General features: G+C 37.9%; 13 protein-coding genes. 9 read left to right on the plus strand and 4 right to left on the minus strand.

Annotation, left to right across the window (positions count from 1 at the left end):
* Window positions 1-15: 15 nt before the first annotated feature.
* Window positions 16-735 carry a GntR family transcriptional regulator gene (locus tag RZ79_RS00890; RefSeq protein ID WP_054449615.1) on the plus strand — a complete coding sequence of 240 codons (720 nt, stop codon included), beginning with the start codon at window positions 16-18 and terminating at the stop codon, window positions 733-735.
* A gap of 241 nt (window positions 736-976) precedes the next feature.
* Complete coding sequence (locus RZ79_RS00895) at window positions 977-3,367, plus strand: phosphoketolase family protein (protein ID WP_054449616.1); 2,391 nt, start codon at window positions 977-979, stop codon at window positions 3,365-3,367.
* 76 nt (window positions 3,368-3,443) lie between these two features.
* On the opposite strand, the gene RZ79_RS00900 is transcribed toward RZ79_RS00895, so the two are convergent.
* Window positions 3,444-4,334, minus strand: a complete 891-nt coding sequence (locus RZ79_RS00900) for an RluA family pseudouridine synthase (protein ID WP_054449617.1) — start codon at window positions 4,332-4,334, stop codon at window positions 3,444-3,446.
* Between the two features lie 86 nt (window positions 4,335-4,420).
* Here RZ79_RS00900 and RZ79_RS00905 point away from each other — a divergent pair, with 86 nt between their 5' ends.
* On the plus strand, window positions 4,421-4,801 hold the full coding sequence (locus tag RZ79_RS00905; protein ID WP_054449618.1) for a hypothetical protein: 381 nt from the start codon (window positions 4,421-4,423) through the stop codon (window positions 4,799-4,801).
* An 18-nt stretch (window positions 4,802-4,819) separates the two neighbouring features.
* The gene (locus RZ79_RS00910) at window positions 4,820-5,353 is read left to right on the plus strand and encodes a hypothetical protein (RefSeq protein ID WP_054449619.1); all 534 of its coding nucleotides are present in this window, start codon (window positions 4,820-4,822) and stop codon (window positions 5,351-5,353) included.
* A 221-nt stretch (window positions 5,354-5,574) separates the two neighbouring features.
* On the opposite strand, the gene RZ79_RS00915 is transcribed toward RZ79_RS00910, so the two are convergent.
* Entirely contained in the window at window positions 5,575-6,417 is an 843-nt protein-coding gene (locus tag RZ79_RS00915; protein WP_054449620.1) for an SAM-dependent methyltransferase, read from the minus strand.
* A gap of 208 nt (window positions 6,418-6,625) precedes the next feature.
* Here RZ79_RS00915 and RZ79_RS00920 point away from each other — a divergent pair, with 208 nt between their 5' ends.
* Window positions 6,626-7,954: an ammonium transporter gene (locus tag RZ79_RS00920; protein WP_053795067.1), complete on the plus strand. Its 1,329-nt coding sequence runs from the start codon at window positions 6,626-6,628 to the stop codon at window positions 7,952-7,954.
* A 42-nt stretch (window positions 7,955-7,996) separates the two neighbouring features.
* On the opposite strand, the gene RZ79_RS00925 is transcribed toward RZ79_RS00920, so the two are convergent.
* Window positions 7,997-8,428 carry a helix-turn-helix domain-containing protein gene (locus RZ79_RS00925; protein WP_034530974.1) on the minus strand — a complete coding sequence of 144 codons (432 nt, stop codon included), beginning with the start codon at window positions 8,426-8,428 and terminating at the stop codon, window positions 7,997-7,999.
* A gap of 116 nt (window positions 8,429-8,544) precedes the next feature.
* Here RZ79_RS00925 and RZ79_RS00930 point away from each other — a divergent pair, with 116 nt between their 5' ends.
* Window positions 8,545-9,498, plus strand: coding sequence for an alpha/beta hydrolase (locus RZ79_RS00930; RefSeq protein ID WP_054449621.1), 954 nt, complete (start codon window positions 8,545-8,547; stop codon window positions 9,496-9,498).
* 168 nt (window positions 9,499-9,666) lie between these two features.
* Complete coding sequence (rny, locus tag RZ79_RS00935; protein ID WP_155457550.1) at window positions 9,667-11,259, plus strand: ribonuclease Y; 1,593 nt, start codon at window positions 9,667-9,669, stop codon at window positions 11,257-11,259.
* 57 nt (window positions 11,260-11,316) lie between these two features.
* Here rny and RZ79_RS00940 read toward each other — a convergent pair whose 3' ends face one another.
* Complete coding sequence (locus RZ79_RS00940; protein WP_054449622.1) at window positions 11,317-12,876, minus strand: bifunctional metallophosphatase/5'-nucleotidase; 1,560 nt, start codon at window positions 12,874-12,876, stop codon at window positions 11,317-11,319.
* A gap of 245 nt (window positions 12,877-13,121) precedes the next feature.
* Between RZ79_RS00940 and spx the strand changes: the two genes are divergently transcribed.
* Both spx and RZ79_RS00950 read left to right on the plus strand, forming a co-directional pair.
* A complete protein-coding gene (spx, locus tag RZ79_RS00945; RefSeq protein WP_034530968.1) occupies window positions 13,122-13,520 on the plus strand; it encodes a transcriptional regulator Spx in 399 nt (132 codons plus the stop codon).
* A gap of 65 nt (window positions 13,521-13,585) precedes the next feature.
* Entirely contained in the window at window positions 13,586-14,389 is an 804-nt protein-coding gene (locus tag RZ79_RS00950; RefSeq protein WP_054449623.1) for a Cof-type HAD-IIB family hydrolase, read from the plus strand.
* Window positions 14,390-14,422: the final 33 nt, after the last annotated feature.

Genomic DNA, 14,422 nt, shown 5'->3' on the forward strand with positions numbered 1-14,422 from the left:
CGTGAGGAGTAGAAAATGGCTGATTTAGTTTATAGGAGAGTATCATCTGACTTAAAGCAAAAGATAGTCGATAACGAATTTCCTAACAAACGCTTGCCCGACGAGCGAACATTAAGTGAGACATACCACGTAAGCCGCAGTTCAGTGAAACGGGCGTTGAAGGTGTTAGCTGATGACGGCATTATTTTCAAAAAACGTGGTTCAGGAACTTTTATTAATCCACTATTTATGAAGAATAAGACTATTTTTCATTATGAAGGTTCTAACTTAGGGATTACTGACAGTATGAAAAGTCAGGGACAAGTTCCAAAGATTAAGCTATTGAGTTTCAAAGTTGTGCCTGCCAGCAAGGAAATTCAACAAGACTTATTCTTAGCCGATGGAGATTTCGTGTACGAAATTCAACGACTTCGTTTGTTTGATGACAAACCGTTCATGATAGAAACAGGATACATTCCAATTAAAATTGCTCCTGAACTAACACAAGAGATTGTTGAAAAGTCTATCTTTAATTATGTTGAAGACACAATTAACAAGAGTGTCACACGTTCATTCCTATCCATATTGGCGAGCCCATCGAATGAACAAGATCAGAAACTACTTAATCTAAAACCAACGGAACCAGTTGGTGTTATGGAAGGGATTTTCTTCTTAGATGATGGTACTCCGTTTGAGGTCTCCAACATGCGTCTTCACTATCAATATTTACGTTACAATACCTTCGTTATGGTATAAAAATTTAATACGAAAAAGTTATGAAAATCATTGGACTATTATGCCAAAATCGTTCATAATAATGACGATGTAATAATGGTTTAATTGCAATGTGGGAATTGGACCGTATCAATTTGCAAAAAGGTTGACTTTTTGTAAAAAGTCTTTATTATATTCATTGTAATTAAAATTATCGGGCGTAGTCTGATGATTTTTCCATTATTAATTTCAATAGTTTTTATTTTAAAAGGAGTGTTAATTAATGGCTCAAGATTTCGATTCCAAGCAATACTTGGAAGAATTAGATAAATACTGGCGTACTGCTAACTACTTATCAGTAGGTCAACTATATCTAAAAGATAACCCATTATTAAAGAGAGAATTAACATCAAGCGATGTTAAAGTTAAGCCTATCGGTCACTGGGGTACTATCGTATCTCAAAACTTTATTTACGCACATTTAAACCGTGTTATTAACAAGTATGACCTAAACATGTTCTACATTGAAGGTTCAGGTCACGGTGGCCAAGTTATGGTATCTAACTCATACATTGATGGTAGTTACTCAGACATTTACCCAAACATTTCACAAGATGAAAAGGGTATGGCTAAATTATTCAAACAATTCTCATTCCCTGGTGGAGTTGCATCACATGCTGCCCCTGAAACTCCAGGTTCAATTCATGAAGGTGGAGAATTAGGTTACTCACTAGCCCACGGTGTTGGTGCTATCTTTGATAACCCTGATGTAATTGCCGCTGTTGAAATTGGTGATGGTGAATTAGAAACTGGTCCTCTAGCTGCAAGTTGGTTCTCAGACAAGTTTATCAACCCAGTTAAAGATGGTGCCGTTCTACCAATCATTAACTTAAACGGTTTCAAGATTTCTAACCCAACTATCATGTCACGTATGTCAGACCAAGAAATTACTGACTACTTCAAGGGTATGGGCTGGAAAGCTTACTTCGTTGAAAACGAACAAGACTTCGATGATCACATGGCTTACCACGAAAAGATGGCTAAGGTTATGGACGAAGCTGTTCAAGAAATTAAAGATGTTCAAAAGAATGCACGTGAAAACGAAACTGCTGACACTGCTAAAGAACCAGTATGGCCAGTTATCGTTGTTAGAACTCCAAAGGGTTGGACTGGTCCTAAGTTTGACTTAGACGGTAACCCAATCGAAAACTCATTCCGTGCTCACCAAATCCCAGTTGATGTTTCATCAGACAAGATGGAACACGCTGACTTAATCGTTAACTGGTTGAAGTCATACAAGCCAGAAGAATTATTTAACGATGATGGTACTATCAAGGATGACATTAAGGCTCTAGCACCTAAGGGTGACAGAAGAATGTCAGTTAACCCTATTACTAACGGTGGTATCGATCCTAAGCCACTTATCTTACCTGACGTTAAAGAATTTGCTGTTGACGTTAAGACTCCAGGTGAAACTGTAGCCCAAGATATGGCTGTATGGAGTAACTGGTTAGGTGCCGTTATGAAGGCTAACCCAGATAACTTCCGTGCATTTGGTCCTGACGAATCAATGTCAAACCGTCTATTCGGTGTGTTTGCTGAAACTAACCGTCAATGGATGGAAGAAATTATGGAACCAAATGACCAATACGTTGCACCATCAGGTCGTTTAATCGATTCACAACTTTCAGAACACCAAGCTGAAGGTTGGTTAGAAGGTTACGTATTAACTGGTCGTCATGGTTTCTTCGCAACTTACGAATCATTCGGTCGTGTTGTTGACTCAATGTTAACTCAACACTTCAAGTGGTTACGTAAAGCTGCTGACCAACCATGGAGAAAGAAGTACCCATCATTGAACTTTGTTGATACTTCAACTGTATTCCAACAAGATCACAATGGTTACACTCACCAAGATCCAGGTATGTTAACTCACTTAGCTGAAAAGAAACCAGAATTCATTCGTGAATACTTACCAGCTGATGCTAACACATTATTAGCTGTTGGTAACGTTGCTTTCGCCAGCCAAGAAAAGATTAACTTAATCATTACTTCAAAACACCCACGTCCACAATGGTTCTCAATTGAAGAAGCTACTAACCTTGTAAACAATGGTTTAGGTTACATCGACTGGGCTTCAACTGACCAAGGTCAAGAACCTGATGTAGTTATTGCTGCTGCTGGTACTGAACCAACTTGGGAATCACTAGCTGCTATCTCATTACTACATGACGAATTCCCAGAAATGAAGATCAGATTCATCAACGTTGTTGACTTCTTGAAACTACGTTCACCTAAGGTTGACCCTCGTGGTTTAACTGATGAAGAATTTGACCGTCTATTCACTACTGACAAGCCAGTTGTATTCGCATTCCACGGATTCGAAGGTCTTGTTAAGGATGTATTCTTCGATCGTCACAACCACAACGTTCACGTTCACGGTTACCGTGAAAACGGTGATATCACTACACCATTCGACATGCGTGTATTGAACCAACTAGATCGTTACGACCTAGCTAAGGAAGTTGTAAACGACATTCCAGAATACTCTGTTAAGGGTGCATCATTCGTACAACGTATGAACGACATGGTTGACAAGCACAATGCTTACATCCGTGAAGTTGGTACTGACTTACCAGAAGTTAACGAATGGCAATGGAAACCATTAAAGTAATTAGATAATTTATCTGATTTACTCATGGTCAAACCATAAAGAAAAGAACCGTATCTTTCGATACGGTTCTTTTTGTTTACATAAATTTTTCAAATGAATCGGGAGGGGGCGATTTAATCTCGATTTGATCCATATAATAAGGTCTAATTAGTGTTAACTTCCAGGAATGAAGTAGCATATCATCATTATCTGAATTAGGGTTATATAAAGGGTCGCCCACAATTGGGTGCCCAATGGATGCTAAATGGACCCTGAGTTGATGAGTGCGCCCAGTATGCAGTGATAATTCCACTAAAGAATGGTCATTGGTGGTAGATTGCACCATGTAGTCGGTTTTAGCTTGAAGAGGTTTGCCCCCATCAATCTTTCGTTTGCGTTTATCTTCAGGGTCAAATCCAATTGCTTTTTCGATTGTTCCAGAAGCTGGATTGATAATACCATCGGTCCAGGCGAGATAGTTTCGATAAATGACTTTATCCTTGATTAGTCGAACCAAGATAGGAACCACCGCAGGATTCTTGCCCACGATGATGGCTCCTGAAGTGAACTGATCCAATCGATGAATCATAAACGCATGTTGATTGGTTTGGTTTAGGTAGGCCTCACAGAAGTTCAATAGTGTGTTGGTTTCACCGGGTTGATTGGGGTGAGTCTTGAATCCGCGTGGTTTATTGACAACCAATAAGTCTGTGTCTTCGTACAAGATTTCCGGTTTGACTGAATTATCTGGGATTAGGTTTTGCACCGGTAACGAAAAATCATCCTCCACAAATGTGAGATGGATTTTATCGCCGTTTTTAATTGCAAAATTCATGGGTATATACTTATTGTTGACCAAGACGCGTTCGTTGGTCCTCAAGGTGAAGATGAGGTGCTTAGGGATTAATAATTGCTTTTGTAGGTATTCTCGTAGCGATGTTTCCACGTTAATCCCTGAAATATTGAGTTTATATTCCCATTTTTTCATTTTTTCACCTCTTTTAGTCAAATGTGTTACTATATTTAGTCGAGTTGTGATAAGGTGTAAATAGTAATTTTAAACCGGAGGGCATTATGGATAAAAAGATTATCAGCCTTTGGAGTATCTTATCACTAGTAATGTTTATTATATGTGATTTATTAATGGGTGAAAATGCCCAAGATTTAATCAAGACAATTATTGTCGCTGCAGTATTATATCTACTTCTAATTATAGGTGGTTTACTTAAGTGGCGTCTAGCTTACCACTTCCTATTATTCGTTGTGGGTATCTATACTTTAGCAATGATTAGAATTGTATTTATCTTTGCGACCCAAAGCCATAGTGGTGTTTCAGTACTAGCAGTCGTATTTTCGGTGCTAGGAATTATTGTGAACTTATTGTGGTATCGAATCGCTGCAAAACAAATCAAAAGCGACTACGTAAGAATCGTTAAAAAGAACGTAAAAAAATAAGATAGGTGTTTTAATAATATGGAAATGGATGCACAAAAATTTATCGATGATGTAACTGCTGAAAGTTTTGAAACTTACTCAGCTGAAGTATCTTTAGCAGATCTAAAGAAAGACGCTGCTAAAGCATTTCAACCATTGATGGAATTCATGGAAGAACAAGTGAACAGCGGCCGACTAGCTTCTGCGCTACTACAAGTAAAAAGCGAAGATATTAGTTTTTACCTACAAAATAACATCGTGAACTTACCATACAGATATATCAAAAATATCTCAAAGATGATGAGTGATGAGACCGGCTGCCCGTTAAATGTCTACATGTTCGTAGAATCGCCTGATGTGAACCGTTCAAAGATGCGTATTGATGAATTATCATCTCAAGACAACTTTGCAGTGAACGCTGATTTAAGTGCTAAATTGAGCGCATGGGCGAATGATCAACTTGCTGCAATCGAAGAAAACCAAAAGATTGAACAAGAAGCTGCCGAAAAGACAGACAAGAAAAAGCCAGCTGCTAAGAAGAAAACTACTAAAAAGACTGCTAAGAAAGAATAGTCTAAATTACACTTATGTGTTATACTACTTGTTGCGATGAGTCGAGGAGATTGCGCAACTACGGTTGTATTCACAAGACGTGATTAAGCAATATTTTCGAAGGGGACACATTATGCGGACGTAATTCGCGTGTCTGATATGTTGGTGATGTGAACACCACTTATCCGTCTACTTAGTAGATGCCAAAAAGAGCGTAACTTCATTTGAAGTTACGCTCTTTTTTATTTTACTAAGTATAGTTGATCTTCGATTAAATCAAATGGTTTATGGTGACGGTTTAATTTTTTAACATCTTCGTTTTCGATAAATTCTGCATTGTCCCAGAACTGTTGAGAATCAGTGGCACCATATTTTTCGCCGATAGTAATTAGTGGGATATCTTTACCGTATTCACGGATGGCTGATAGTAGCCTCCAGTCAATATCAATACCATCAGGTGACCAGCACATGATGATGTAGTCAATTTCGTCCTTGTATTTTTTGAAAGCATCGATTGCATCCAATGATTCGACGTCCGTAACTAGATGCTTTCCGGTCTCATTTTCCTTCTTCCAATCCAGATTATCAGTACAAATAACATTAGCACCATTTTCACGTAATCCCTTAGAGATGTATCCGTTTCCTGCCATGACTTCAAGGGCTTTTTTTCCATTTAAGAATTTGGCGATGTCATTGGTGAATGGGGCAGAGATGTATGCCCACATTCCATATTGATTTTCCAAATAATCACGAAACTCACGGATGTCCTTATCTAATTTTGGTAATTGATCAACGAATTGATTCCAGACTGCGTCTCCTTTAGGATCGCCCATCGGATATTTTTCGTTTACGTAGGCAAAAATGGTATCTTGGATGTCATCAGGTAATAACAATATTGGTAAGTCCTGTGGTAATTGTTTTTGTTCTAATAAGCGGTCGGCTTCTAAAATATTATTAATTAGGTATTTAATATCAGAAAAATCACTAAATAGGTCATAGTACTTCTTCATTATTTCAATATATGAAGGTTTATGGGTGATTTTTTTGTTTTTCTTCATTTTTTTCAGTAGTTTCTTTTTATCCATTGTCTAACTCCTTTGAGTTGGTTAATTATTATTTTATGGGAAAAACGATATGAATGCAAAAAAGGCACTTACATGTAAGGTTATGTAACATATAAGCGTTATTTTCATGTTTAGATTTAAATTAAATCAATTTAAGACTGTACTTATTTATTTTTAATGCTATAATATGTTACATGATATAACATTAATGAAATGAAGGTAGATATTGATGGATTTAGCAAGTACAGGATTTGTTTTTATTTCAAGTATTTTGGTTCTCTTTATGACCCCAGGACTAGCATTCTTTTATGGGGGCCTAGTTTCAAAGAAAAACGTTGTTAATACAACTATGTCGGTTTTCATTATGACTGGTTTAGCAGTTATCTTATGGATTGCTTTCGGCTATAGTCTATCATTCTCAGGTGATTTGGGTGGATTTATTGGAAACCTAGCACATCCATTTATGAATGGGATTAACTTAAATGAACTAACAGCCACTAAGATTCCAGTAAGTATTTACTCAATCTTTGAAATGATGTTCGCTGTTATTACACCGGCGCTATTCGTTGGAGCGATTGTTGGTCGTATTCGTTTCAAGTTCTTATTATGGTTTGTAATCCTTTGGTCAATTATCATTTACTACCCAATGGTACACATGGTTTGGTCACCAACTGGATTCTTAGCAAAGCTTGGTACTTTAGACTTTGCCGGTGGAACTGTCGTACATATTAATGCAGGGGTTACTGCGTTGGTACTTTCAATTTACCTAGGTAAGCGTCTTAACTTTGGTAAAGAAACTAAGCACTACAATCTTTCATGGGTATTGCTTGGTACTACTATTCTTTGGATAGGTTGGTATGGTTTCAATGCCGGATCAGCTCTAGGCGTAAACAACGTAGCAATGCAAGCTACCATGACATCAACTGTAGCTGCTGCTACTTCAATGATGGTATGGATGATGTTAGATATGCACTTTGTTGGTAAGCCACAATTAGGTGGTATCTGTACTGGTACGCTTTGTGGACTTGTTGGTATCACTCCAGCAGCAGGGTTCGTAACTATCGCCGGTGCTTTTGCAATTGGAATTGTTGCTACTTTAGTAAGTTACTTCTACGTAAACGTTCTAAAGTCCAAAGTTGGTGCTGATGACACATTAGATGCCTTTGGCTGTCACGGTGTTTCAGGAATGGTCGGAAGTATTATGACAGGTTTACTTGCTACTAAATCAGTAAACAGCTCAGTTGTTGATAATGGTCTATTGTACGGTGGTGGTATGAAGTTATTCGTAACACAAATTATTGCTACTTTAGTAACTATCATTTTTGTTTCAGTAGCTTGCGCTATAATCATTTCATTACTAAGACTAGTAATGCCAATGCGTGTAACTGAAGAAGAAGAAAAAGCTGGTCTAGATATTGTAGAACACGGTGAAGCTGCCGATTACATGGTTTCATACGGTGAAACTGGCAGGGATCACAGTAAGGATATTGAAGTTAACGCTGACGAATTTAAAGGGCAAATTCATCACTTGGACAATCCAAATTTACCTAAAGATTAAAAATGAATAATATAAAAAACTCCAGATATACTCTGGAGTTTTTTACATTTTATAATCATCAAAATTTAAATTAAGTTCTTCTTGGTATGCTTCTGGTTGTTCACCGTCTTCTAAGTATTGACGGTCTTTGCCATGAAGATAACCATTGATAAGTTGGTACACTTCGTATCGATCTTGTTGATCCAAAGTGTGATTACCAAAGGTTAGTTCATTTTTTTCCATCAAGACGCTACCTAGATTGAAATGTTCAACAGAAGTTCTTCCTGTCAAATAATCCATGCTGACGTTGAAGTACAATGCCAGTTTTTTGATTTCGACATAAGAAGGTGAACGAATCCCGCGTTCCCAATTACCAATTTGTGAAGGGGTATTTTTGTGTTCATCTTCTGGAAATCTTTCGTTTAGATTGTTTGCAAGTTGGTTCATACTGATATGTTGCCCTTTACGAAGAGCTCTTAATCGAATCGGAAACATTTACAACACCTCTACGCATATTATAACCGAAAATGCGTCAAATTGGCGGGTAGTTGCTTTTTATTTATTGAAACTCTATACTCGAATTATTAAATACTGAAATGGAGATTACTATCTTGAAAAAGAAAGCCAAAATCTTATTAGCGACCGTGATTACTTTAATCATATTAACGGTCGTTGGTTTTGTGAGTGCGGGGATGTACTTCTACAACGTCGCCGTGGTTCCTTCACACAAGACCTTTTTAAGTAACGATAAAATTAAGAAGAATTCACCACTATATGAGGGTACCAAGTGGTACTACAACGTCAAAAAAATTCACTGGACCCAAAAGTCTGCGACCGGTAACTTAAAGCTGGTGGCCAACTACATTCCAGCAGACAAGAAGACCAACAAGACCGTTGTGATTGCCCACGGTTACATGGGGAGTAAGGAAAAGATGGCACCATATGCTTACATCTTCCATCAAATGGGCTACAACGTTTTAACTCCCGATGATAGAGGCCAAGGCCAAAGTGAGGGTAACTACGTTGGTTACGGTTGGCCAGATCGTTTGGACTACATTAAATGGATGAAAAAGGTCATCAAGTACCAAGGACCAAAGACCGAGATTGTGATGTTTGGTGTCAGCATGGGGGGAGCTACTACCATGATGGTATCAGGTGAAAAAGACGTTCCACATCAAGTTAAGGCATTTATTGAAGACTGTGGTTACACCAGTGTTTCTGATGAAATTAACTATGAAGCCGGTCAACTTTACCACATGCCAGCATTCCCACGTTGGCCATTGGTTCCAATTCTAAGTGGAATTACCCACATTAGAGCCGGATACAGCATGTACGAAGCTTCTTCACTAAATCAAGTGAAGAAGAACCATCGTCCAATGTTATTCATTCATGGTGCCAAAGATAAGTTTGTACCAACTCGCATGGTTTACCCACTATACAAGGCTAGCAAGGGGCCAAAACAGCTACTGGTTGTTAAAAATGCAGCTCATGCAGCTTCATATGAAACTAATCCCAAGTTGTATGTTGATACAATTAAGAGATTTTTGAACAAATATTTTAAATAATGTTAAGGGCGTTAGATGTTGAATCTAGCGCCTTTTTCGTAATTTTAAAAACTTTCAGTGTATCAAATAGGGGGTTAAATGTTATTATAGATAGTGTGTAATAACACCATCAAACAATACGTTTAATATTCGTTAAAAAAATAAAAAAATCAGAAAGGAGGACGCTTTTTGATTGAACTAGCCGCATTAGTATTTTTAATCGCTGGTGCTTTATTAGGCTTTTGGGTTAGTGATATGCGCATCAAGGGTCAAGTTGACGCTGCCAAAAGTAAGGCCACACAACATTTACAAAAGACCGTTGATGAGACTGCCATTAAGGCTAAGCAAATTATTGCCGATGACAAAGAAGATATCATGCAATACAAAAAGATTGCAGACGATGAAATTGAGTCTCAAAAAGAAGAAAATATCACTCGTGAAAACCGTTTGAACCAACACGAAAAGTACTTGGAACAAATGAAGAAACGCCTAACTAAATATACTAATGATTTAAATGAACGCAGAGATGAACAAGCTAAGGTCCAAGATGATATCGACGACGTTATGCACCAAGCCGAAGACATTTGGCAACAACGTGAATTGACGCTTCAATCAATCAGTCATATAGACAAGAACTATGCTCGTCATGCTGTGTTGAATCATACCGAAAATGCTCTTCGTCGTGAAAAAGACATCGAAGTTAAGTACAACTTATCCGAAAGCAAGGTTGCGGCTAACAAGATTGCTAATGATTTAGTAATCGAAGCCATTCAAAGAGGCCCTAGGGATGAACCTAGAAGTCATATTGAAAGAAATATTGCCTTGCCAAGTAGCGACATCAAATCCAAGTTAATTGGTAAGGATGAACAACATGTTCGTCTACTACAAACCCTAACTGGAACTGATTTAATCTTTGATGAAGACTACCCATTACTACTTCACATTGTTACTCATGATCCAATTAGAAGAGAAATTGCTCGTACAACTATTGAAAGCTTAATTATTTCTCGTCACTTTACCAACAGCAACATCGAGTATCTGGTTAATACCACTACTCAAAAGGTTAACGCGGCTTTACGTGAAACCGGTGAAACAGTCGTTCACTCATTACACGTTGGACGTGTTCATCCTGACTTGATGAAGATTATTGGTAAGTTGAAGTTTAGAACTAGTTATGGTCAAAATGTTTTATACCACTCAATTGAAACTGCTCAATTGACCGGTGCCTTGGCTGCCGAATTAGGTTTGAATACCCAATTGGCCAAACGCGCTGGACTACTTCACGATATTGGTAAAGCCATTGACCACGAAGTTGGTGGTACCCACGTCGAACTAGGGGTCAAGCTAACTGAGGCTTTTGGTGAAAACGAAGTCGTCGTTAACTCAATTGCTTCTCACCACGGAGACGTCGAACCAACTGATTCAATCTCCATTCTAGTTGCCACTGCTGACGCCATTTCCGGTGCTCGTCCAGGAGCTAGAAGTGAATCAATAGAAGAATACGTCAGTCGTTTACGTAACCTAGAAAACATTGCTAACCAACACAAGGGTGTTCGAGATAGCTATGCCATCCAAGCCGGTCGTGAAATTAGAATTATTGTAAATCCTGAAATGTTAAATGATGATAACAGTAAGTTATTAACTAAACACGTTAAGGATCAAATTCAAGATGAATTGACTTATCCAGGTAAGATTAAGGTTACTACCATTCGTGAACTTAAAGCCGTTCAATACGTTGGTAAGAATAAGAAACGCAATCATAATACAGTTAAAGAAGCTTAAAGCTATTATTGTTAAACCAAAAAGAGCTCCAAAACATGATGTTTTGGAACTCTTTTTTTATGGTCTGTAGATGACCTTGAAGTTATGATTGTTTTCAGCCTTAAGGGTCTTGTGTTCTCTTAAGTAATCAGCAATTAATTGGCTCATCATGCGATCATCAGACTTGATAATCTTGTCTTGAGAAAACATTTGGTAGTTACCACCACCGACGGCACGATAGATATTTAACACGATTTTTAGTTCGGCATGATCATCGATTGGCTTGCCATGATAAGTTAAATCTTCGATGCGGTGGCCAACTGGTTTAGCGACGTTAATCACGTAGTCGACACCTTCATACATATCGTAGTTGTAGTGCTTTAATTTAGGGAAGATGTAGTCATGGTTAACACCAATCTTGCCGTTTTGATAGTCAAAGTACTTCGCACTATTTTCCATGGCGGCCTTCAATTCGGCACCGGTAATTTTTAGCACGGATAGACTGTTAGGGTAAACGTAGTTAGTGATGATATTTCTCATTGTAATCGGATTTTCAAAACCGTGAGCTTCATCATTAAATAGTGCGGTTGCCGAAATGTCGACTCCCATGGTTTGCATTTGAATATTTTGTATGAACTGAATGAAACTAGTCTTGTTTAGACGGGCTTCAAAGGCATTATCAAAGTCCATTGAACCTTCTATATGAGCCATTGGTTCATCTAACCACTTATTGATTTGTGTTTGAATATCGTCCAGCTTATCGGCGATTTCATGATCAACATGGTATTTCTTGGTTGGAATTAATTCTGATTCACTGGATTGCACAAAATACTTACCATTGTCATCTTGTTGAACGTCCAACTCGATGTGTCCAATGTATTGGCCGCGATGACCTGGTTGAATAATTGGCACACCCAATAGATGACCAGCAATCTTTCTGTGTTGGTGACCGGTGATGATGGCATCGACACCTTCGACATGAGCTAAGATGTCGTATGTTTCGTTTTCACCGTTTAAGACTTCGGTTGGAATGCCTTCTTCATCACGTTCGATTCCGCCGTGATAAACGATGACGTTTAAATCGGTTTTTTCGCTCATTTCAGGGATGTATTTGGCTGCGGTGTCCTTGGCAGAAAGAAAGGTAAGACCGGCTAAATGGGAGTTCTTTTCCCACTTAGTGGTACCTTGAGTGGTTAGACCCAAAAATCCGACCTTTACACCATTAATATCTTTAATTTCATATGGGGTACCAAATGGGTGATTACCGTCTTGATCGATAATATTGGCACAAAGAAAATGGCGATTACACTCATTTATGGTGTTGTGTAAGTATGATAATCCGTAATTAAACTCATGATTTCCTAATACTCCAAAATCATAATCAACGGCATTAAACACATCGTTAATTTGTTTTGGTGCGGATTGTTTTTTGATTTCCGCAATGTAGTAGGCCAATGCTGAACCTTGCAAGAAATCCCCATTATCGATGGCTACGACGTTATCCAGCTTGGTTCTGAGATCCTTGATTGCTGTAGCACAACGAAGCACCCCAAAGGGTTTATCGTCCTTTAAGTTTACATAGTTAGTTGGAAACAAAAAGCCGTGCGTATCACTTGTCTCTAAAAGATTTATTTTCATCGAGCCACCCCCATCTTAAATTGTTATGATTCTGCCTTTTCTTTTATTGTGTATATTCTATCACTTTTTTAAAAATGAAAAATTAAGATTTGATTAACATTTACCCTTTCTTAATAAAAATTTAAATTGATTTATCTTATGGGTGTGTTAAGATAATTACAGTTAATTGTATTTACATTTAGTAAGTACTACTAACCTAACCATAATTGTTTTTATAAAAATTAAGCGATTAAGGGGTGATATAAATGTTGAATCTTTACGTCGCACCAAGTAGTGCATCCAGTCGTAAAGCTAGAGCCTGGTTAAAGGACCATGATATTGCTTTCCGTGAAAGAAATATCAATTCTAACCCATTGAATGGAGACGAAGTAAAACAAATCTTACGTCTCACTGAAAATGGGAGCGAAGACATCATTTCAACAAGATCCAAAATTTTCAAGAAGCTAAACATCGATTTTGATAGCTTGTCACTATCAGACTTGGTAGATTTAGTTGTCAAGTATCCAGACCTTATCAAACGTCCTATTGTGTTTGATGACAAACGTTTGGAAGTTGGGTACAATGAGGAAGAAATTCGTCGTTTCTTACCCCGTTCCATTCGTGAAACTGAACTAAAAGAATTAGAATCACAGTTGGAAGCTTAATATTTTAGAGTGACGGCATTACATTTGTAATGTCGTTTTTTTATTCACTCAAAAGGAGTCACATTATGATAAAAATGATTGCGCTGGACTTAGACAATACACTATTGAATTCAGCCAAAGAAATTAGTGATGAAAATGTTTCAACACTACAAAAATTACATAAAAAGGGAATTGCGGTCGTACTTTGTACCGGTCGTCCGATTAATGCGGTTTGGCCATATGTAAAACAACTTGGTTTAACTGAAGAAAATGATTACACCATCACCTTCAACGGTGGCATGGTTATTAGAAACCATGATCAAAAGGTGTTAAATCAAAAGGGACTAACCCTAGATGACTTTTTATTGATTCATCAATACGCATTGGATAACGATTTACCATTGGATATTCTAGACTTTGAAAAGGTTTACGAACTAACTGACTTGGTCAAATCCACTTATAAGGAAGTCTTGAACTCACCACTCGAATTCGTTCCAATGGACTTCAAGAAATTAGATGACAAACCATACAGTAAGGCCATTATGTCAGAACAAATTGCGGTATTGGATAATGCACGTGCTAATTTCCCAGCAGAAATTACTGACCATTATAAAATCGTTCGTTCTCAGCCCAAAATCATGGAATTTTTGCCATTAAACATGAGTAAGGCTTACGGTTTAAATATCTTGTTAAAGCACTTAGGAATGGATTTTTCCAACCTGATGGCATTCGGTGATGCGGAAAATGATTACGAAATGATTGAAGCTGCCAATGTGGGGGTTGCGATGGGCAACGCCTCCGATGAAATCAAGGCAATTGCCACAGATGTGACTGTCGACCACGATGACGATGGTGTGGCAGTTTTCTTACACAAATACTTTAAAGACTAAATAAAAAAGGACTTAAACGAGAGGTTTAAGTCC

Source organism: Apilactobacillus kunkeei DSM 12361 = ATCC 700308, from assembly GCF_001281265.1.
GTDB classification, from domain to species: domain Bacteria; phylum Bacillota; class Bacilli; order Lactobacillales; family Lactobacillaceae; genus Apilactobacillus; species Apilactobacillus kunkeei.

Bases quoted from the DNA above. Each gene is read 5' to 3' on its own strand.
- spx (WP_034530968.1), top strand. From the start codon at position 13,122: ATGTTGAATCTTTACGTCGCACCAAGTAGTGCATCCAGTCGTAAAGCT.
- RZ79_RS00925 (WP_034530974.1), bottom strand. From the start codon at position 8,428: ATGTTTCCGATTCGATTAAGAGCTCTTCGTAAAGGGCAACATATCAGT.
- RZ79_RS00920 (WP_053795067.1), top strand. From the start codon at position 6,626: ATGGATTTAGCAAGTACAGGATTTGTTTTTATTTCAAGTATTTTGGTT.
- RZ79_RS00900 (WP_054449617.1), bottom strand. From the start codon at position 4,334: ATGAAAAAATGGGAATATAAACTCAATATTTCAGGGATTAACGTGGAA.
- RZ79_RS00890 (WP_054449615.1), top strand. From the start codon at position 16: ATGGCTGATTTAGTTTATAGGAGAGTATCATCTGACTTAAAGCAAAAG.
- RZ79_RS00910 (WP_054449619.1), top strand. From the start codon at position 4,820: ATGGAAATGGATGCACAAAAATTTATCGATGATGTAACTGCTGAAAGT.
- RZ79_RS00905 (WP_054449618.1), top strand. From the start codon at position 4,421: ATGGATAAAAAGATTATCAGCCTTTGGAGTATCTTATCACTAGTAATG.
- RZ79_RS00940 (WP_054449622.1), bottom strand. From the start codon at position 12,876: ATGAAAATAAATCTTTTAGAGACAAGTGATACGCACGGCTTTTTGTTT.
- RZ79_RS00895 (WP_054449616.1), top strand. From the start codon at position 977: ATGGCTCAAGATTTCGATTCCAAGCAATACTTGGAAGAATTAGATAAA.
- RZ79_RS00915 (WP_054449620.1), bottom strand. From the start codon at position 6,417: ATGGATAAAAAGAAACTACTGAAAAAAATGAAGAAAAACAAAAAAATC.
- RZ79_RS00950 (WP_054449623.1), top strand. From the start codon at position 13,586: ATGATAAAAATGATTGCGCTGGACTTAGACAATACACTATTGAATTCA.